This window comes from Mesorhizobium sp. M0106 (genome assembly GCF_040322715.1).
Classification (GTDB): Bacteria; Pseudomonadota; Alphaproteobacteria; order Rhizobiales; family Rhizobiaceae; genus Mesorhizobium.
Window position 1 is genome coordinate 236,134 of record NZ_JAMYUA010000001.1, and the last position, 18,186, is coordinate 254,319.

20 protein-coding genes are annotated in these 18,186 nt (G+C 63.3%); 11 read left to right on the plus strand and 9 right to left on the minus strand.

All coding sequences use genetic code 11. The features are described 5' to 3' along the window. Positions 1 to 24: 24 nt before the first annotated feature. The 6 genes from NKJ55_RS01115 to NKJ55_RS01140 form a co-directional block, all read right to left on the minus strand. On the minus strand, positions 25 to 876 hold the full coding sequence (locus tag NKJ55_RS01115) for a citryl-CoA lyase (RefSeq protein ID WP_352448301.1): 852 nt from the start codon (positions 874 to 876) through the stop codon (positions 25 to 27). After that, positions 873 to 2,057 (minus strand): CaiB/BaiF CoA transferase family protein, encoded by a 1,185-nt coding sequence (locus NKJ55_RS01120; RefSeq protein WP_352448302.1) that lies wholly within the window; start codon positions 2,055 to 2,057, stop codon positions 873 to 875. The genes NKJ55_RS01115 and NKJ55_RS01120 overlap by 4 nt, the downstream gene beginning before the upstream one ends. Positions 2,058 to 2,072: 15 nt before the next feature. Further along, positions 2,073 to 3,596 carry a tripartite tricarboxylate transporter permease gene (locus tag NKJ55_RS01125; protein ID WP_352448303.1) on the minus strand — a complete coding sequence of 508 codons (1,524 nt, stop codon included), beginning with the start codon at positions 3,594 to 3,596 and terminating at the stop codon, positions 2,073 to 2,075. A gap of 4 nt (positions 3,597 to 3,600) precedes the next feature. Continuing rightward, complete coding sequence (locus NKJ55_RS01130; protein ID WP_352448304.1) at positions 3,601 to 4,134, minus strand: tripartite tricarboxylate transporter TctB family protein; 534 nt, start codon at positions 4,132 to 4,134, stop codon at positions 3,601 to 3,603. A gap of 155 nt (positions 4,135 to 4,289) precedes the next feature. Next, positions 4,290 to 5,267, minus strand: coding sequence for a Bug family tripartite tricarboxylate transporter substrate binding protein (locus NKJ55_RS01135; protein WP_352448305.1), 978 nt, complete (start codon positions 5,265 to 5,267; stop codon positions 4,290 to 4,292). Positions 5,268 to 5,472: 205 nt separating this feature from the next. Further along, positions 5,473 to 6,012: a GNAT family N-acetyltransferase gene (locus tag NKJ55_RS01140; RefSeq protein ID WP_352448306.1), complete on the minus strand. Its 540-nt coding sequence runs from the start codon at positions 6,010 to 6,012 to the stop codon at positions 5,473 to 5,475. 226 nt (positions 6,013 to 6,238) lie between these two features. On the opposite strand from NKJ55_RS01140, the gene NKJ55_RS01145 reads away from it, so the two are divergent. The 4 genes from NKJ55_RS01145 (at position 6,239) to NKJ55_RS01160 (ending at position 9,924) form a co-directional block, all read left to right on the plus strand. Beyond that, positions 6,239 to 6,694 carry a DUF2214 family protein gene (locus NKJ55_RS01145; protein ID WP_352448307.1) on the plus strand — a complete coding sequence of 152 codons (456 nt, stop codon included), beginning with the start codon at positions 6,239 to 6,241 and terminating at the stop codon, positions 6,692 to 6,694. 184 nt (positions 6,695 to 6,878) lie between these two features. Then, complete coding sequence (locus NKJ55_RS01150; protein ID WP_352448308.1) at positions 6,879 to 7,856, plus strand: tripartite tricarboxylate transporter substrate-binding protein; 978 nt, start codon at positions 6,879 to 6,881, stop codon at positions 7,854 to 7,856. Positions 7,857 to 7,935: 79 nt separating this feature from the next. Then, the gene (locus NKJ55_RS01155) at positions 7,936 to 8,403 is read left to right on the plus strand and encodes a tripartite tricarboxylate transporter TctB family protein (RefSeq protein ID WP_352448309.1); all 468 of its coding nucleotides are present in this window, start codon (positions 7,936 to 7,938) and stop codon (positions 8,401 to 8,403) included. Positions 8,404 to 8,412: 9 nt separating this feature from the next. Next, a complete protein-coding gene (locus NKJ55_RS01160; RefSeq protein ID WP_352448310.1) occupies positions 8,413 to 9,924 on the plus strand; it encodes a tripartite tricarboxylate transporter permease in 1,512 nt (503 codons plus the stop codon). 34 nt (positions 9,925 to 9,958) lie between these two features. Here NKJ55_RS01160 and nth read toward each other — a convergent pair whose 3' ends face one another. Continuing rightward, positions 9,959 to 10,780: an endonuclease III gene (gene nth / locus NKJ55_RS01165; protein WP_352448311.1), complete on the minus strand. Its 822-nt coding sequence runs from the start codon at positions 10,778 to 10,780 to the stop codon at positions 9,959 to 9,961. Positions 10,781 to 10,802: 22 nt separating this feature from the next. Between nth and NKJ55_RS01170 the strand changes: the two genes are divergently transcribed. After that, entirely contained in the window at positions 10,803 to 11,297 is a 495-nt protein-coding gene (locus tag NKJ55_RS01170; protein ID WP_352448312.1) for a DUF2244 domain-containing protein, read from the plus strand. Between the two features lie 259 nt (positions 11,298 to 11,556). Here NKJ55_RS01170 and NKJ55_RS01175 read toward each other — a convergent pair whose 3' ends face one another. Beyond that, on the minus strand, positions 11,557 to 12,123 hold the full coding sequence (locus tag NKJ55_RS01175; protein WP_352448313.1) for a class I SAM-dependent methyltransferase: 567 nt from the start codon (positions 12,121 to 12,123) through the stop codon (positions 11,557 to 11,559). 115 nt (positions 12,124 to 12,238) lie between these two features. Between NKJ55_RS01175 and NKJ55_RS01180 the strand changes: the two genes are divergently transcribed. From NKJ55_RS01180 to NKJ55_RS01205, 6 genes are all read left to right on the plus strand, one after another. After that, the gene (locus NKJ55_RS01180; RefSeq protein WP_352448314.1) at positions 12,239 to 13,132 is read left to right on the plus strand and encodes a methylated-DNA--[protein]-cysteine S-methyltransferase; all 894 of its coding nucleotides are present in this window, start codon (positions 12,239 to 12,241) and stop codon (positions 13,130 to 13,132) included. Between the two features lie 116 nt (positions 13,133 to 13,248). Further along, a complete protein-coding gene (locus NKJ55_RS01185) occupies positions 13,249 to 14,157 on the plus strand; it encodes a ribokinase (protein ID WP_352448315.1) in 909 nt (302 codons plus the stop codon). A 6-nt stretch (positions 14,158 to 14,163) separates the two neighbouring features. Then, positions 14,164 to 15,624 (plus strand): amidase, encoded by a 1,461-nt coding sequence (locus NKJ55_RS01190; RefSeq protein WP_352448316.1) that lies wholly within the window; start codon positions 14,164 to 14,166, stop codon positions 15,622 to 15,624. Between the two features lie 103 nt (positions 15,625 to 15,727). Next, positions 15,728 to 16,342, plus strand: coding sequence for a LysE family translocator (locus tag NKJ55_RS01195; protein ID WP_023675274.1), 615 nt, complete (start codon positions 15,728 to 15,730; stop codon positions 16,340 to 16,342). 52 nt (positions 16,343 to 16,394) lie between these two features. After that, complete coding sequence (locus NKJ55_RS01200) at positions 16,395 to 16,763, plus strand: hypothetical protein (RefSeq protein WP_352448317.1); 369 nt, start codon at positions 16,395 to 16,397, stop codon at positions 16,761 to 16,763. A 3-nt stretch (positions 16,764 to 16,766) separates the two neighbouring features. Continuing rightward, complete coding sequence (locus NKJ55_RS01205) at positions 16,767 to 17,126, plus strand: hypothetical protein (protein WP_352448318.1); 360 nt, start codon at positions 16,767 to 16,769, stop codon at positions 17,124 to 17,126. A gap of 9 nt (positions 17,127 to 17,135) precedes the next feature. On the opposite strand, the gene NKJ55_RS01210 is transcribed toward NKJ55_RS01205, so the two are convergent. Further along, positions 17,136 to 18,077: a nucleoside hydrolase gene (locus tag NKJ55_RS01210; RefSeq protein WP_352448319.1), complete on the minus strand. Its 942-nt coding sequence runs from the start codon at positions 18,075 to 18,077 to the stop codon at positions 17,136 to 17,138. Positions 18,078 to 18,186: the final 109 nt, after the last annotated feature.

Below are 18,186 nucleotides of genomic sequence, written 5' to 3' on the forward strand. Positions count from 1 at the left end.
GCCGCCGTCTCTTGAACCGATGCCTCACTGACTGCCATCGTCTTCCTCGGGCAGAGGCCGCGCCGGCGTGCCGGCATAGGCCCACAGCCATTCGCGCGGCAGCGGCCCCTTGTTGCGGTCGCTTTCCTGCGACTGTTCCCACGCATGTGCGAGGATACCGACCGAGCGCGACAGCACGAAAAGGCCGCGCGTCAGCGGCGGCGGAAAGCCGAGCTCGCCGTAGATGACGGCCGTGGCGCCGTCGATATTGAGGGGGATTTTTTTGCCCTTGCGCCGCGCCACCTCGGCCTCGATCGCCTCGGCGATGTCGGCGAAGCGCCCGCTGACGATGCCGCGCGCGGCAAAGTCGTGGGTTAGCTCGATGAGGCGGGGCGCCCGCGGGTCGACCGGATGGAAACGATGGCCGAGCCCGGGCACATAGCCGTTTTCCCCGGCAAGGAAACGATCGAGCCGCGCCGACACGGCGTCCGCAAGCGGCATGCCGGCGTCCAGTTCGGCAGCGATGTCTCCGTAGAAGGAAAGCGCCTGTTCGCCGGCGCCGCCATGCACATCGCCAAGCACGTTGACGGCTGATGCCATGGCGCTGTTGATGCCGACGCCGCAGGTGATCGCCATACGGGCGATGGCGATCGACGGCGCCTGCGGCCCGTGGTCGACGGCAGCACCCAGCGCGATGCCAAGCAGCGCCGCCTGCTCCTCGCTTGGCAGTTCGCCGCGCAGCATCAGCCAGATCATTGCCGGAAAGCTGACGCGGCCGATCAGATCCTGGATTTCATAGCCGCGCAGCCGGATGACGCCGGGGCGCATCTCGATGATGCCGGTCTGCCACCATTCCTCGCCGCGTCCGCGACCAGTCTTGTTTTGCGTTCCGCTCATGCCTTCGCTCTTTTCCTGGCACGCGGCGGCAGGCCGGCAAAAACCTCGTCCATATGCTCGCCGAGCCCCGGCGGCGGCCTGCTCGGCAAAGGTGCCTCGCCATCGACCATGAAGCCGCCGCGCACCACGGTCAGCGGCCTGGCCATCCCGGACACAGCCTGGAAGCGTGCCGTCATGCCGCGCTCGACCACCTGTTGCTCCTGCAGGACCTGCGGGATCGTCAGCACCCGGCCGGCCGGCACGCCGGCGCGATTGAACGTCTCCTCCCAGGCGGCGGCAGAGCCGCTCGCCAGGGCGTCCTCGATCAGCGCTTTCAATGCGATCCGGTTCTGCTTGCGCGTTTCGCGCTCGGCAAAGCGGACATCCGAGGCCAGCTCCGGCCGGCCGATCAATCGGCAGAGCGCGACGAACTGCTCCTGCTTGTTAGCGGCGATGTTGAGCAAGCCGTCGCCGGTGCGAAACGCGCCAGACGGTGCGGCCGTCATGTTTTCATTGCCCATCGGCTGCGGCTCGACGTCCGCCGTCAGATAGTTCGACACCGGCCAGCCGAGCGCAGAAAGCGTGCATTCGAGCATCGACACGTCGAGGAACGCGCCCTCGCCAGTCGTCTTCTGCTTGACCAGTGCGGCGGTAATGGCGAAGGCTCCGACCAGCCCGCCAAGCGTATCGGCGACGGGATAGCCGACACGCAGCGGCGCCGTTTCCGGTGTACCGGTGATGCTCATGATGCCGGAAAGACCCTGGATGATCTGGTCGTAGGCTGGATTGTCGCGCATCGGCCCGGTCTGGCCGAAGCCCGATATCGCACAGTAGACAAGGCTTGGCCGGACCTCCTTCAGCCTGGCATGGCCAAGCCCCAGCCGGTTCATCACGCCGGGGCGGAAATTCTCGACCAGCGCGTCGGCCGAAGCGACCAGATCGAGGAAGCGTTCGCGGTCGGCCTCCTGCTTGAGATCGAGCGCCACCGAGCGTTTGCCGGCATTCTGCGCCAGGAACGAAGCGCCCATGCCCGCCCGGTTGAGCTCCGGAGAGGCGCCGAGCTGGCGCGCCAGATCACCGCCTTGCGGCGTCTCGACCTTGATGACGTCGGCCCCGAGCAACGCCAGCTGGTAGGCGCAATAGGGGCCGGCCAGTACATTGGTCAGGTCGAGAACGCGGATGCCGGAAAGCAGGTCTGTCATGACGTCACGAACAGCTCAGGCATCGCCCGGCACGTGCTCCGGTCCACGCATGCGCCTGTGCTCGATGTAGGCCCAGATATGCGGTCCAACCAGCCCGATGAAGGCCAGCGTCAGCAGCGTCAGCGACAGCGGATGCTTGTAGAACACCGTCCAATCGCCGTTCGAGATGGTCATCGCGCGGCGGAACTGCGTTTCCGCAAGCGGCCCGAGAATCATGCCGATGATGACCGGCGCGGTCGGGAAATCGAAACGCCGCATCAGGAAGCCGGCGGCACCGAGCAGATAGAGGATGACGAGGTCGATCGGCGATTGCGAGATGCCGTAGGTGCCGACCGTGGCGAACACCAGGATGCCGGCATAGAGCTGCGGCGCCGGGATCTTCAGCAATCGCACCCAAAGCCCGATCAGCGGCAGGTTGAGGACGACGAGGATGACATTGGCGATGAACAGGCTGGCGATCAGCCCCCACACCAGGTCGGCCTGTGTCGTCAGCAGCAGCGGCCCGGGATTGATGCCGTAGCTCTGGAATGCCGACAGCATGATCGCGGCCGTCGCCGAGGTCGGCAGGCCGAGCGTCAGCATCGGCACCAGCACGCCGGCCGCGGATGCATTGTTGGCGGCCTCCGGCCCGGCAACGCCCTCGATGGCGCCGACGGTGCCGAACTCCTCCTTGTGTCTGGAGAGTTTCTTCTCGATCGCATAGGACAGGAAGGTCGGGATTTCGGCGCCGCCGGCCGGCATGGCACCGATCGGGAAGCCGATCAGGGCACCGCGCAGCCATGGCTTCCACGAGCGCGCCCATTCGGCTGCGGTCATGTAGAGCGAGCCCTTCAACGGCACGATATCGTCCTTGCCGGCATAGCGGCGCGAGGCCATGTAAAGCGTCTCGCCAACGGCGAACAGGCCAACGGCGACGACGATGACGTCGACGCCGTCGAGCAATTCGCTCGTGCCGAAGGTGAAGCGCGGCTGCCCCGTCTGCAGGTCGACGCCTATCATGCCAACAACGAAGCCGACGAACAGGCTGGTCAGGCCGCGCACCGACGACGAGCCGAGCACTGCCGAAACCGTGATGAAAGCCAGCACCATCAGCGAGAAATATTCGGCCGGGCCGAAGGCCAGCGCGAATTTGACGACGATCGGCGCCAGGAAGGCAACGCCGATCGTGCCCAGCGTGCCAGCGACGAAGGAGCCGATCGCCGAGGTTGCCAGGGCCGCACCGCCGCGGCCGGAGCGGGCCATCCGGTTGCCTTCCAGCGCGGTGACGATGGTGGCGCTTTCGCCAGGCGTGTTGAGCAGGATCGATGTCGTCGAGCCGCCATACATGGCGCCGTAGTAGATGCCGGCAAACAGGATGAACGACGCCTCCGGTGCCACCTGGTAGGTGATCGGCAACAGCAGCGCGATGGTCAGTGCCGGCCCGAGGCCGGGCAGCACGCCGATCGCAGTCCCCAGCGTGGTGCCGACCAGGCACCATATGAGATTGATCGGCGAGAAGGCGACCGAAAATCCGTGCGCGAGATGGCCGAGCGTTTCCATGGCGTCAGCCCCTCAGCATGGCAACGACCGAATCGACGATCGCGTTCAGCTGGTTTTCGATGAAGCCGGCGCCGATATTGACGCCAAGCGCCCTGGCAAAGCCGAAATAGGCGGCCAGCGCCAGGATCAGCCCGAGCAGCACGTCACGCAGCGGACGCCGGCTGCCGAAACCGTGGCAGATGAGAACGAACATGACGACAGATGCAGCGGTAAAGCCGAGCGGCTGGATCAGCACGAGGTTGGCGATCAGTCCGAGGGCAGCGATGCCCATCGCCTTCCAGTCGGTCGGCGTCTCCTTTTCGTCCTCCGGCTGCCAGCCGCCCCGCAAGGCGGCAATGATGAGCAGCAGCGACAGGATCACCATCCCGGTCATGGTGATGTAGGGAAAGACGGTCGGACCGACCTTGGAATAGAGCGGCGACACCGGGATTGCCAGCGTCTGCCAGGCAACCGCACCGGCACAGGCGAGGAGCCCGACGCCGATCAGCAGTTCGGGCACTGCAAGGCGCGGCGGCGCCGGCTGGTCGCTGGTGCTCATCATCGTCCTCCCAATATCGGTCCCTTGGGGCCGGTTCTCCTTAGACCGGTCTCACTCGGCCGATCTCGGCGTAGTTTCACCTCCGGCGCCGCGTATGTCCATGCGGCTGGCGAAAGTCGGCAAGGGTTGGCGCAGGCCGCCCCTTGCCGAGAGCATCACGCCAGGCCGAGGTCCTTGAGTATCGTCCCGATGCGGGCCGTGTCTTCGGCGACGAATTTCGTATAATCGTCACCGGTGAGCAGGATCTGCGTCCAGTTGCGGTTCTTGCATTCGGTGGCCCAGGCGTCGCTCTTGGCCATGGTCTCGATCAGCTTGATCATTGCTGCCTTGTCGGCGTCCGAGACGCCGGGCGGTGCGAAGACGCCGCGCCAGTTGAACAGCTCGACATCGATGCCGGCTTCCTTCATCGTCGGCGCATCGATTCCCTCCTGGCGTTTATCTGCGGAGATGGCCAGCAGCCGCAGCGCACCCGCCTTGACCTGTTCGGCGAACTCGCCATAGCCGGAGATGCCGGCCGCGACCTGGTTGCCGAGCAGCGCCGAGAGCGCCTCGCCACCGCCGGCAAACGGCACATAGGAGAGATTGGTGGCCGGAACACCGACGGTCTTGGCGATGAGGCCGAACAAGATGTGGTCCGAGCCGCCAGCCGAACCGCCGGCGACCGGAACCTGCGTCGGGTCGGCTTTGAGGGCGGCAACAAAGTCGGCCGCAGTCTTGAATGGCGAGGCGGCCGGCACCACAAGCGCCTCAAACTCGCCAGTAAGGCGGGCGATTGGCGTGACCTCGGTAAGGTTGTTAGCCGCCTTGTTGGCGATGATCGCGCCGACCATGACCATGCCAGCCACCATCAGCGCATTGCCCTTGCCCTTCCACTGGTTGACGAATTGCGGCAGGCCGACAGTACCGCCGGCGCCGCCGACATTGGTGATCTGCGAGCCGGAGATCAGTTTTTCGCTGCGCAGCACCTGGTCCATGGCGCGCGCCGTCTGGTCCCAGCCGCCGCCTGGCGCCGCTGGCACGAAAATCTGCAGCTGCGGCGCGTCCTGCGCGAAGGCGGGGATAAAATGCGATTGCGCGAGTCCGGCAGCACCTGCTGCCGCGGTGCTCATCAAGAATCGGCGTCTGTTCAGCATGGGATTCCTCCAAATCGCGACACCTCCTCCGGTGCCTGCCAGAAACGTGGCCTGACTTCAGACCCGCTCGACAAAATTCATGCAGAGTTTGCGTCCTCCTGTCAAAGACAGAACACTCCGCATGCGGCAATCGGCCTGCGCGATTTTCAGGCTGGCGAACCGGACGCCCGAAGACGACGTGGCAGGCAGTGCCAAACAGCATCCGTCAGGGTTGCCGCTCCAGCAGGATGGTCGGCTTGCCTTGGTAGACGGTTCGCAGCACTTCGCCATAACCACATTTTGCCGCGACGTTCAGCGATCCGGTGTTTTCCGGATCGATGATGCAGACGGTCTTCGCGGCGCCGAACGTCTCGTCGCCCCAGGCAAGCACCCGTGCGACGACTTCGCTGGCCAACCCCTGGCCATGCACGCCCGAAACCAGAGCCCAGCCGGCCTCCGGAATGCCCTCGATCGACGGCGTCATGTCGCGTTTCAGATCGTGAAAGCCGGCCTCGCCGATGAAGCGGCCGGTCGCCTTTTCCTCGATCGCCCAGAAGCCGTAGCCCAGAAGCGACCACAGGCCGGCATGCCGCAGGAAGCGCATCCAGCTTTCCTCCCGCGTGCGCGGCTTGCCGCCGATAAAGCGGGTGACGACGGGATCGGCCCACATTGCGACATAGGCGTCGAAATCGTCAAGCCGGTGCGGCCGCAGGACCGTGCGCGAGGTCTCAATCACTGGGGCGACAATTGTATGCGGACTGGCCATGATCATGTCTCGGTTGTGTTGCCGGTGCCTAATGCAGGTCTTCCAAAAGTGGGGACAGCGACACGCCCGAGACGGGAAATCCAAATCCGTTGCGAAAAACAAGAGCCAAGGCTGTGTAGATCATCTTCCAGGCTGATGTGAATCCTGCCAGGCGGTGTTAGTTTTTCTCCAGTACTGGTTCAGGCGCGTTGGGTTTCGGCGCTGCCGTCCGACAGAGGGGAACAGCATGGACACCACCGACCTTGTGCTTGCCATCTTCCATCATCTGCTGGTGTTTTCGCTGGCAGGCATCATCGGCGCCGAATTCGTCCTGATCCGCAGCGACTTGTCCGCCGCGACGCTGAAGCGGCTCGTCGGCATCGACCGCCACTACGGCATCATTGCCATGCTGATCATCGTCGTCGGCATCGGCCGCGTCGTCTATGGTCTGAAAGGCTGGGAATTCTACGTCTACAATTGGATGTTCTGGGAAAAGATGGCCGCTTTCGCCATTGTCGGCCTGTTGTCGATTATCCCGACCATCCGTTTCCTGTCCTGGAACAGGGAGGTAGTCGCCAATCCCGGCTTCCAGGTGCCTGCGGCGGAGCTAACGTCCGTTCGCACCTATGTCCACACCGAGGCATTGATCTTCCTATTGATCCCGGTGTTCGCGGCGGCGATGGCGCGCGGCTATGGCTACTAGCATAGGTTGGAGGAAGGGCATCGCACGGCCCAGCCTTCCCACTCATTTGCGCGGATAGACGTGCAGTTTGCCGTTTGAGCCCGATTGTCATTTGTCGGGTTGCGCTAGTTATTGCTCCATCTACAGTCGGTTTTGAGAGGAACTCCGCGCAGCGGTTGGCAATCATATCCTGGGAGGAAACACGATGCGAAAATTCATCGCCGCGCTGGCTGTCGCTGCGGCCGCCATGCTTTACCCGCCGGCCGCTGGCGCGCAGACCTACCCCGAACGCACCATCACCATTGTCGTGCCGTTTTCGGCCGGCGGCCCTACTGACACCGTCACGCGTCTTGTCGCGGAAGCCATGTCGAAGGACCTCGGCCAGCAGGTCATCGTCGAGAATGTCGGCGGCGCCGGCGGCACACTGGGCGCCGGCCGCGTCGCAAATGCCGAGCCTGACGGCTACACGCTGCTCCTCCATCACATCGGCATGGCGACAAGTGCTACGCTCTACAGAAAGCTCGCCTACGACACGCTGAACGCATTCGAATATGTCGGCCTCGTCACCGAGGTGCCGATGACCATCGTCGGCCGCAAGGACCTCGAGCCGACCGATCTGAAGGGGCTGGTCGACTACGCCAAGGCCAACAAGGACAGCATCACCGTTGCCAATGCCGGGATCGGTGCCGCCTCGCATCTGTGCGGCATGCTGTTTATGAGCGCCATCGGCACGCCGCTGGTCACCGTACCCTATAAGGGCACCGGTCCGGCCATGACCGATCTTCTCGGCGGCCAGGTCGACATCATGTGCGACCAGACGACCAATACCACCAAGCAGATCCAGGGCGGCACGATCAAGGCTTATGCCGTAACCTCGCCGCAACGGCTAGACGTGCTGCCGGACGTGCCGACGACGATAGAGGCCGGTCTTCCCCAGGTGCAGGTCGGCATCTGGCACGGCATCTATGCACCGAAGGGCACGCCGGCCGAGATCACCGAACGCCTGTCGAAATCTCTGCAGGTGGCGCTGAAGGACCAGAACGTCGTCGCCCGATTTGCCGAACTCGGCACCAAGCCGTCGCCCGAGGCCGATGCCACGCCGGCCGCGCTCAAGGCCAAGCTGGAAAGTGAGATTGCGCGCTGGAAGCCGATCATCGAAGCGGCCGGCCAGTACGCCGACTGAAGGTTTTTAACGAGGCGCCGCCAGCGCCCCGTTTTTACACCGGCATCGGCACACCCGTGAGGCGGGCCGGGAGGACGCCATGAAACCTTTCGCAATCGACAGAACCAACGGTATATGCGCCGCGCTGTTGATCTTTATTGGCGCCTTTTTCGCGCTGCAGTCGCTGGGCCTCGAAATCGGCACCGCCTTTCGCATGGGGCCGGGCTATTTCCCCCTGGTTCTGGCGATCGTGCTCATTCTGCTCGGCGCCGTCATCCTAGTCGAGGCAGTGCGCTTCGAGAGCGAGCCGATCGGTTACATTGCGTGGCGCGGCATGCTGTTCATCCTGCCTGCTCCGATCTTCTTCGGCCTGACGGTGCGCGGCCTCGGCTTCATCCCATCGATCTTCCTGACGGCGCTGATCGCATCGTTTGCCAGCGGCCGCATGAAGCCGCTGACCGCGCTCGTGCTGTCGGCCGGCCTGACGCTGTTCGCGTTCGTCATCTTCAGCTACGCACTCGGCCTGCCGTTCCGGCGTTTCGGCCCGTGGCTGCCCCTATCATTGTGAGGAGATGAAATGGAACTCCTCAACAATCTCGCACTCGGCTTTTCGACGGCCACATCTTTGGCAAACCTCGGTTTCTGCCTGATCGGTGTCCTTCTCGGCACGCTGATTGGTGTCCTGCCCGGTATCGGCGCCACCGCAACCATTGCCATGCTGTTGCCGATCACCTTCCAGATCGGCGATCCGGTTTCCTCCCTGATCATGCTCGCCGGCATCTATTACGGCGCGCAGTATGGCGGCTCGACTACCGCTATTCTCATCAACATGCCCGGCGAATCCTCGTCGGCCGTCACCGCCATCGACGGCTACCAGATGGCCAGGAACGGCCGCGCCGGGGCGGCACTGGCGACCGCGGCGATAGGCTCGTTCTTTGCCGGCACGGTGTCGACCTTCCTCGTCGCCATCTTTGCCCCGCCGCTGACGGCGATAGCGTTGAAATTCGGTGCTGCCGAGTATTTTTCGCTGATGATTGTCGGTCTGGTCTCGTCCGTCGCGCTCGCCCACGGCTCGATCGTCAAGGCGCTGGCCATGGTCGTGCTCGGCCTGCTGCTCGGCCTTGTCGGCACCGATATCTACACCGGTACACCCCGTTTCACGCTCGGCATCCGCGAATATGCCGACGGGCTGAATTTCGTCGCAGTGGCGGTCGGTGTCTTCGGCGTCGCCGAGATACTGCGCAACCTCGAAAACGAGCATGAGCGTTCCGTGCTGATCCGAAAGATCTCCGGCCTTATGCCGACCCGCGAAGATTTTCGGCGCATGGCGGCTCCCATCGTGCGCGGAACGATCATCGGTTCGGCGCTCGGCATCTTGCCGGGAGGCGGCGCGATCCTTGCCGCCTTTGCCTCCTACACCGTCGAAAAACGTGTCTCGAAAAATCCCGGGGAATTCGGCAAGGGCGCCATCCAAGGCGTCGCCGGACCGGAATCGGCCAACAATGCCGGCGCCCAAACCTCCTTCATCCCGATGCTGACGCTCGGCATTCCGGCCAACCCGGTAATGGCGCTGATGATCGGCGCGATGATCATCCAGGGCATCGTGCCCGGCCCCAATGTCGCCATCGAACAACCTGCGCTGTTTTGGGGTATCATCACCTCGATGTGGATCGGCAATCTGATGCTGATCATCTTGAACCTGCCGCTGATCGGGCTTTGGGTGAAACTGCTTACGATCCCGTATTACGTGCTCTTCCCGATCATCATGGCGTTCTGCTCGATCGGCGTTTACAGCGTCAACACCAACGTCTACGACCTCTATGCCGTCGCCCTCTTCGGCTTGCTTGGCTACCTCCTGACCAAGCTGCGCTGCGAACCTGCGCCGCTGCTGCTCGGCTTCGTGCTCGGCCCGCTGCTCGAGGAAAACCTGCGCCGCGCCATGATCCTCTCGCGCGGCGATCCGAGCACCTTCGTGACGCGGCCGATCAGCGCCAGCCTGCTCCTCATCGCGCTTGCCGTGCTCGTCATCGTGTTTCTCCCCGCGGTCAGGAAGAAGCGCGAGGAGGTGTTCGTCGAGGAGAGTTCCTGAACGTGGACGGCGCCACATACGAGGAACTTCACAGTCACTTGCCGGGCACTGACTCAGTAGCCGCTTCTCCTGGCCCGAGCGGCGCGATCTCCACCAGCGGTGCAGGCACGCTGGTCGTCTTTTCCTTGGCCTTGCAGATATCGGCGATGACGCAGACCGGGCAATCCGGCTTGCGCGCCTTGCAGACATAGCGGCCGTGCAGGATCAGCCAATGATGCGCATGCCGCATATATTCATCCGGAATGATCTTCAGGAAACCTTGCTCGACCTGTTCCGGCGTCTTGCCCGGCGCCAGGCCGAGCCTGTTGCCTATGCGGAAGATGTGCGTGTCGACCGCCATCGTATGCTGGCCGAATGCCACGTTGAGCACGACGTTGGCGGTCTTGCGGCCGACACCCGGCAGCTCGACCAGTTGATCGCGATCCTCAGGCACCTCGCCGCCATGGTCGCGGATCAGCGCCTCCGACAGCGCGATGACGTTCTTGGCCTTGTTGCGCCATAGCCCGATGGTGCGGATATGGTCGCCGAGCTTGGCCTCGCCCAGCGCCAGCATCTTTTGCGGCGTGTCGGCAATTTTGAACAGCGCCCGCGTCGCCTTGTTGACGCCGGCGTCCGTCGCCTGAGCCGAAAGCACCACCGCCACCAACAGCGTGAAGGCGTTGATATGTTCGAGCTCGCCCCTCGGTTCCGGCCGCTGAACGGAAAAGCGCCGGAAAATCTCATGCACCTCGGCCGCGCTGTAAAGCGCCCGCGATCTCGCCGGCCGCGGACGCGGCTTGACGTTCGAGCCGTCGCGGCGGCCGGGCAACAGGTCTTTTTTTAGCGCAGAAGAGTTTTTGGGCTTGGGGCTTGTCATTGCCTTCCTATAATATTCCCCAATGAGCGACACAAACGCCTCATTTCAGGCCGACGAGCCATTTTTCCAGGCGCTGCTGACACCGCACCGGTCGCTGGGCAAGACCGGCTTTGCCATATTGATGAGCGCCCTGCTGTTCGGCTGGCTGGTGACCGGAGCTTTTTTTCTGTCGCGCGGCGCCTGGCCGGTGTTCGGCTTCTTCGGCCTCGACGTGATCGCCGTCTACATCGCCTTCCGCGCCAATTATCGTGCCGCCCGGGCTCGCGAGGAGGTATCGGTGTCGCGCACCAGCCTCGACATCCGCAAGACTGCCCCGTCAGGCAAATCGGAAGCACACCGCTTCAATCCGTTCTGGGCGCGCTTTTCGATCGCCCGCCACGCCGAGATCGGCATCACCAGAATGGCGGTCGAGGCGCAAGGAAGAACCGTCTCGATCGGCGGCTTCCTCAACCCTGACGACCGCGAAAGTTTTGCCACCGCATTTTCGCGCGCTCTGGCGACCGCCAAGACGCGCTGAGCCAGCGTTTCAGAACCGATAGCGCAACAGCCTGCCGATCTTGCGCAATGCTGGAATGTTTTTCCAAAGGCGAACGAACAGTTTCGCGAACCAGCGCATGCGAGCGGCATGTTCCGGGTTATAGGCAGGGATGTCCTCGACGAACCGCAGCTTCGGAACGGCTCGCTCCAATTCACGCGGGTTCTCGATGCTCCAGTGGACCTCGGCACCGGTGGCGCGGAAGGAGGAATTGAGGCGAATGATCTTCAGGCCCAGGCGACTATAGGCATCGAAAAACCAGTTCGCCGCTCGAAAGATGTCCCACCAAACGAGAAAACAGTTGCTGCCCCTCTTCGGCGCCCAGGTAGGGAGTCAGGCCTTCCGCCACGACTATGGCCGGGCGATCCCGAGGTACTTCGTTCAGCCATCCCGGTTCGGTGACCGACGAAGCGATCAGGTGGTAGTGATCCCGCACTGGATAGAGCTTGCGCCTGAGGTCGATGACTTCGGGATAGTCGACGTCGAACCAGTCCACGCCGGCTGGCGGGTCGATACGGAATATGCGCGTATCGAGCCCACACCCGAGATGCAGTACGATGGCGTCAGGATTTCGGGCGAGAAAGTCCTGAACGCAGACGTCCAGCGTCTTTGCCCTGATTGCTAGACCGATGCCGAGATTGTTGTCGACCTTGAGCCGTGAGAAATCATAGTCGATGTTGCGCACCGCCTCGTCGGCAAAGTAGTCCCTGAGCAGCGAATTGGGCAGCCGGCTCTCCAGCGCCTTGCCGTAAAGTGTCAAAAGCAAAGTCTCCTTTGCCCCGGTCAGGTTTACTTTTTCACCAGCCACGACCGTCCTCCCCATTCAAAGCCCAGCTCTATCTGGGTACATGCCGCGGGAAAGCAAGTTTCGGGTGGTGATCGGCGCCGCGAAGGACGATATTCGCACTCAAGGAGATACTGCCATGAACGCCCAAATGCCTCTCAAAACGACAGCAATCCTTCAGAAAGACATCACGCCTGAAGGTGGAGACTACGAAATCGTCCGTCGTGCCATCGAAAAGATCAGCCTCGACTATCGCGACCAGCCTTCGTTGGAAGTGCTGGCCGAGGAGGTCGGCGAGACGCCGACCGGGCTGCAGAAGCTGTTCACCCGCTGGGCCGGCCTGTCGCCCAAGGCTTTTCTGCAGGCCGTCACCCTCGATCATGCGCGCAAGCTGCTCGATGCCGGCATGCCGCTGCTTGAAACCTCGTTCGAACTCGGCATGTCCGGCCCAGGCCGGCTGCATGATCTGTTCGTCACCCACGAAGCGATGTCGCCGGGGGATTACAAAACCCGCGGCGCAGGGCTCACCATCCGCTACGGCTATCATATCTCGCCTTTCGGCATCGCGCTGATCATGGTGACGGACCGCGGCCTCGCCGGCCTCGCCTTCAACGACCCCGGCGGCGAGCGTGCGGCCTTTGCCGACATGACCAGCCGCTGGCCGAATGCGACCTATGTCGAGGACATGGCGGCGACGGCGCCCTATGCCGCGCGCATCTTCGATCCGTCGCTGTGGCGCGCCGACCAGCCGCTGCGCGTTGTCATGATCGGCACAGACTTCCAGGTCCGTGTCTGGGAGGCCTTGCTGCGCATTCCGATGGGCCAGGCCTGCACCTATTCCTCGATCGCCGCGCGCATCGGCGCACCGAGTGCCAGCCGGGCTGTCGGTGCCGCGGTCGGTGCCAATCCGATGTCCTTCGTCGTGCCGTGCCACCGGGCTCTCGGCAAGTCCGGCGCACTCACCGGCTACCATTGGGGCCTGACCCGCAAACGCGCCATCCTCGGCTGGGAGGCGGGACAGGTCTCTTCTTAAATAGCCAACGAATGGAACGATTGGAGCGATGCAAGGACCGCTAGGGTGACAAGCAGCGATCTTACGGAGTAGCTTCCCGCGCAATTAGAGTGGTATGCGCTAGCGGGAGGCACTTCTTGATCGTCGTCATCGGCTCCATCAATCTCGATCTCATCGCCAGTGTCGACCGCTTGCCCGGTCCCGGCGAGACGGTGCGCGGCTCCGGTTTCGCTACTGCCCCCGGCGGCAAGGGCGCCAACCAGGCGCTGGCCGCCGCCCGTGCCGGGGCCAAGGTGCGCATGGTCGGCGCGGTCGGCAAGGACAGCTTCGCCAGCGAGGCTCTGGCGCTGCTGCGCGACGGCAAGATCGACCTGTCCGGCGTCGGCGAGACCTTTGCCTCGACCGGTACCGCGTTGATCATGGTCGGCGCCGACGGCGAGAACGTGATCGCCGTTGTGCCGGGCGCCAATGATTCGGTCGTGCCGGGTGACCTTTCCAAGGCTTTCGTAAAAAACGGCGACGTCGTGCTGCTGCAACTGGAGATCCCGCTGCAGACCGTCGAGGCAGCACTCGACGCGGCAAGGACAGCCGCCGCGATCACCGTGCTCAACACCGCCCCTTTCCATGGCGACGCGGCCGGCTTCCTCGGCAAGGCCGACTATGTCGTCGCCAACGAAACCGAGTTCGACCTCTATGGCGAGGCGCTGTCGTTGAATGGCCGCGACCGCCCGGCACGGATGCGCGACTATGCCGCGAGAACCGGCCGCACCATCGTCGTCACGCTTGGCGCGGACGGCGTTCTGGCGGCAACGCCGGACGATCTCCTGATGGTTCCGGCGCTGAAGATCAGTCCGCTCGATACGGTCGGCGCCGGCGACACGTTCTGCGGCTATTTTGCAGCCGGGCTGGCAGCCGGCCTGCCGCTCGACCAGGCGCTTGCCCGCGCTGCCGCAGCCGGTTCGCTGGCCTGCCTGAAAGCCGGTGCACAGCCGGCCATCCCGCTGGCCAGGGACGTCGATGCCGCTCTGCAGAAATCTACAGGCTGAAGCCGGATGACAGCCATGCGCCCGACGACCAAGCATGCGGTGCCGCCCGCCGGCGACATCTGCCGCCTGTCTGCCGTGGCGCTTGCCGGGAAGATCCGGCGCCGGCAGCTTTCGGTGCGCGAAGTGGTCGCGGCATTCCTCGACAGGATCGAGGCGGTGAACCCGCTGGTCAACGCTATCGTTTCATTGCGTGAGCGTGCCGACATCCTGCGCGAGGCCGACAGCGCTGACGCTCATCTGGCGCGAGGTGGAGATACCGGATCGCTGTTCGGCCTGCCGATCGCGATCAAGGATCTTGCGCTGACAAAAGGCCTGAGAACCACCTTCGGCTCGCCGATCTTCGCCGATTTTGTGCCTGAGGAAGACGACTTCTTCGTCGAGCGCGTCCGCAAGGCCGGCGCGATCATCATCGGCAAGACCAACGTTCCCGAATTCGGGCTCGGCTCCAACACCTACAACACCGTGTTCGGACAGACGCTCAACGCATTTGACCCGGCGCTGACCGCCGGCGGCTCGAGCGGCGGTGCGGCGGTCGCGCTGGCGCTCGACATGGTTCCCGTTGCCGATGGCAGCGATTTTGGCGGTTCCCTGCGCAATCCCGCTGCCTACAACAATGTCTATGGCTTCCGTCCATCGCAGGGATTGGTGCCGGCCGGCCCTGACCTTGATGTGTTTCTTGCGCAAATGGGCGTCGAAGGGCCGATGGGGCGTAAGGTGCGGGACATGGCGCTGCTGCTCGACGTGCAGGCCGGCTACCATCCTCGCGCGCCGCTGTCGCATGATAAGCCAGGCTCGTTTCTCCAAGGGGTGGAAACGCCGGCGGCCGGCGGGCGTATCGCCTGGCTCGGCGATCTCGAAGGTCATCTGCCGGTTGAAGCAGGCATTCTACAGCTTTGCGAGGCAGCACTCGGCCGGTTCGCGGGTGTATCCTTCGAGGCCGAGCCGCTGATGCCGGAATTCGACTTCGAAGCGCTGTGGCAAGCCTTTGTAACGCTTCGCCAGGCGAGCAGCGGTTGTGCACTCAAGGCGCATTACGACGATCTCCTGAAACGAAGTCTGCTGAAGCCGGAGGCCGTTTGGGAGGTGGAACATGCACTGCGCCTCACCGCGCCGCAGATCCATGCCGCCACGGTGAGGCGCTCGTCCTGGCATCGAATGCTGCTGTCGCTCTTCGAGCGTTTCGACCTGATTGCGCTGCCAGCCGCACAGGTCTTTCCCTTCGATGTCGTCACCCACTGGCCAAGGGAAGTGGCCGGGCGTGCCATGGACAGCTATCACCGCTGGATGCAGGTCTCAGCGCTCGCCACGCTGGGCGGCTGCCCGGCGGTCAACGTACCGGCGGGCTTCGACGCCAGGGGCAGGCCAATGGGCATGCAATTGATCGGGCGACCGCGCGGTGACCTCTCCGTGCTGAGGGCGGCTGCCGCCTATGAGGCCACGCTGCCATGGCAGGCCGGCGCCTGCTAAAATCAGCTCCGTATTGTCGGCGCCTCGCCGACTTGCACGCAACTCATCGTCATGCATTGATCGCGACAGCGCGCCGCACGAGCGGCATTCTGTGGAGGGAAAAATGTCGCTGGAACTCTACGCCACCTACGTCGTCGCCTGCATCGTCATCATCCTGGTGCCGGGGCCGACAGTGACGCTGATCATCGCCAACAGCATCCGCCACGGCTCGCGCGCCGGTCTCGCCAATGTTGCCGGCACCCAGGCCGGGCTGGCCATCATGATCGCCATCGTCGGCATCGGATTGACCTCGCTGATCGCCGGCATGGGCCACTGGTTCGAGTGGGTCCGGCTGATCGGCGCCGCCTACCTGATCTGGATGGGCGTGCAGATGTTCCGCTCGAAAGGCAAGCTGAACGCCGACGGATCGGCAAAAAAGCCGCGTGGCGGCTTCTTTTTGCAGGGGCTGCTGGTGGCGATCAGCAATCCAAAGACGCTAGTGTTCTTCGGCGCCTTCTTTCCGCAGTTCATCGCGCCTGAAGGCAATTACGCGTTACAGATCGGCGTCATGGGTCTCACCGCGATGATCTTCGCCGCAGTCTCGGATTCGACCTACGCGCTGGCCGCCGGCCGCGCCGGACGCCTGCTGTCGGCCGGCCGCGTCAAGCTCTTGTCGAGGATCAGCGGCAGCTTCCTGGTCGGCGGCGGCCTGTGGCTGGCCTTTTCCAAGGCGAAGTAACGGCCGCGAGCCCGGCGACGCCAACAGCAACATCCTGGAATAGGAAGGCCGATTGAAAGTCGGCCTTCAGGCCACCACATGGATCAACAGTTGGGGATTCATGTCTATGCCGTGGACTTACGCGGATTTGAAAAGGAACGCGTTTGGCGTGATCCTGTTCATCGGTTTGTTCGCGGTGATGGTTCCGTCGGCTCTGAACAAATGGGCGAATGACGCAAGTCCGATCCGGTCGGTTGACCCGGTCGATGCGACGATCAAAAGTGGACAGGGTAAAGGGCGGAATATCCAATATCTGCTGGTCCTTGAGAACGGTTCGACGGTCCTGGTTTACGACGACCTCCCGCATCTGATCGGCTCGCGCGTCGGCATCGAGCGCGTCACGCGCGACAATGGCTTCGTCTTTTACCGATTTGCAAGTTGAACCATGGCAAGAGCGCGGCTGGCCTTCACCTTGTTGAAGCTGCGGGAAAACCTCCGGGGCGTCATTATCACCAGCCTTGTGGTGGGCGTCTGCATTTTGGCAATCGGTGCACTGATTGCAAGGCGGAGCAGCCCCATCGTCGATGTGGAGCGCGTGACAGGCACGGTGGTTAACGTCCTCAATGCTGAAGGGGCGGTCGGTGACGGATTCCGCTATCTCTATGGAATCCGTCTCGAAGAAAGTAACCTCCTGGTGTTCGTGTATGGCGACCCGCGCGCGCCGCGCGCCATCGGCTCGCAAGTATTGATCGAGCGACAGCGTCGCATGAACGACACCGAAACGTATCGTCTGCTTCGGGAATGAAAGACGGCGCTAAAGCCGCCCCAGCCTTTCCAGCAACAGCGCGAAAAACGCATCATGGTCGATGTCGCGCATCACCATGGCGTTCTTCGGCCGTTTGGTCACCCCCCACCAGTCAATCACCGTCATGCCCATGGTGAGCTCCGAGGCGGTTTCCACGCTGACATTGCAGTTGCGACCCTTGAACAGCTTCGGCTTCAGCAGATACGCGATCACGCAAGGATCGTGCAGCGGGCCGCCGTCGGTACCGTATTTCTCCTCGTCGAAACGTTCGAAGAATTCCAGCATGTCCGCGGTGGCCGTGCCGACCCTGGTGCCGAGCTTACGGAAGGCCTTCGTGCGCTTGGCGGTGGTCAGCGCCTTGTGGGTGACGTCGAGCGGCATCATCACGATCGGAATGCCGGATTTGAACACGACATCGGCTGCATGCGGATCGACATAGATGTTGAACTCGGCGGTCGGCGTGACGTTGCCGCCCTCGAAGAAGCCGCCGCCCATCAGCACGATTTCCTTGATGCGCGGCGCGATTTTCGGCTCGCGGATCAGCGCCAACGCAATGTTGGTGAGCGGCCCGAGCGCGCAAAGCGTGATCGTGCCGCTCTCCTCCCTCATCAGCGTCTCGACGATGAAATCGACCGCATACTCTTCCTGCAGTTTCATCTTTGGTTCGGGCAGTTGCGGCCCGTTGAGGCCGGTCTTGCCATGCACTTCCTCGGCGGTGACCAGTTCGCGCGCCAGCGGCCGGATGGCGCCTGCATAGACCTTGACGTCCGGCCGGCCGGCCAGCTCGCAGACCTTGCGGGCGTTTTTTTCGGTAAGTTTCAACGGCACGTTGCCGGCCACCGCGGTGATGCCGACGATCTCCAGCTCGGCGCTGCCGAGCGCCAGCAATATGGCGACTGCATCGTCCTGGCCGGGGTCAGTGTCGATGATGATCCTGCGGGATTGGGGCATTTCAATTCCTTGTTTTGGCAAGTCTTTTTGGGCGGGACGTGTGACGGCTTGAAGTCTGCCGGGCGGCGGACCATATCAAGACCATCGGGAAAAATGCCATCCGGGTTTT

Excerpts from the sequence above, each read along its gene's own strand:
- NKJ55_RS01115 (WP_352448301.1), bottom strand. The coding sequence starts at position 876 with ATGAGCGGAACGCAAAACAAGACTGGTCGCGGACGCGGCGAGGAATGG.
- NKJ55_RS01120 (WP_352448302.1), bottom strand. The coding sequence starts at position 2,057 with ATGACAGACCTGCTTTCCGGCATCCGCGTTCTCGACCTGACCAATGTA.
- NKJ55_RS01125 (WP_352448303.1), bottom strand. The coding sequence starts at position 3,596 with ATGGAAACGCTCGGCCATCTCGCGCACGGATTTTCGGTCGCCTTCTCG.
- NKJ55_RS01130 (WP_352448304.1), bottom strand. The coding sequence starts at position 4,134 with ATGAGCACCAGCGACCAGCCGGCGCCGCCGCGCCTTGCAGTGCCCGAA.
- NKJ55_RS01135 (WP_352448305.1), bottom strand. The coding sequence starts at position 5,267 with ATGCTGAACAGACGCCGATTCTTGATGAGCACCGCGGCAGCAGGTGCT.
- NKJ55_RS01140 (WP_352448306.1), bottom strand. The coding sequence starts at position 6,012 with ATGGCCAGTCCGCATACAATTGTCGCCCCAGTGATTGAGACCTCGCGC.
- NKJ55_RS01145 (WP_352448307.1), top strand. The coding sequence starts at position 6,239 with ATGGACACCACCGACCTTGTGCTTGCCATCTTCCATCATCTGCTGGTG.
- NKJ55_RS01150 (WP_352448308.1), top strand. The coding sequence starts at position 6,879 with ATGCGAAAATTCATCGCCGCGCTGGCTGTCGCTGCGGCCGCCATGCTT.
- NKJ55_RS01155 (WP_352448309.1), top strand. The coding sequence starts at position 7,936 with ATGAAACCTTTCGCAATCGACAGAACCAACGGTATATGCGCCGCGCTG.
- NKJ55_RS01160 (WP_352448310.1), top strand. The coding sequence starts at position 8,413 with ATGGAACTCCTCAACAATCTCGCACTCGGCTTTTCGACGGCCACATCT.
- nth (WP_352448311.1), bottom strand. The coding sequence starts at position 10,780 with ATGACAAGCCCCAAGCCCAAAAACTCTTCTGCGCTAAAAAAAGACCTG.
- NKJ55_RS01170 (WP_352448312.1), top strand. The coding sequence starts at position 10,803 with ATGAGCGACACAAACGCCTCATTTCAGGCCGACGAGCCATTTTTCCAG.
- NKJ55_RS01180 (WP_352448314.1), top strand. The coding sequence starts at position 12,239 with ATGAACGCCCAAATGCCTCTCAAAACGACAGCAATCCTTCAGAAAGAC.
- NKJ55_RS01190 (WP_352448316.1), top strand. The coding sequence starts at position 14,164 with ATGACAGCCATGCGCCCGACGACCAAGCATGCGGTGCCGCCCGCCGGC.
- NKJ55_RS01195 (WP_023675274.1), top strand. The coding sequence starts at position 15,728 with ATGTCGCTGGAACTCTACGCCACCTACGTCGTCGCCTGCATCGTCATC.
- NKJ55_RS01205 (WP_352448318.1), top strand. The coding sequence starts at position 16,767 with ATGGCAAGAGCGCGGCTGGCCTTCACCTTGTTGAAGCTGCGGGAAAAC.
- NKJ55_RS01210 (WP_352448319.1), bottom strand. The coding sequence starts at position 18,077 with ATGCCCCAATCCCGCAGGATCATCATCGACACTGACCCCGGCCAGGAC.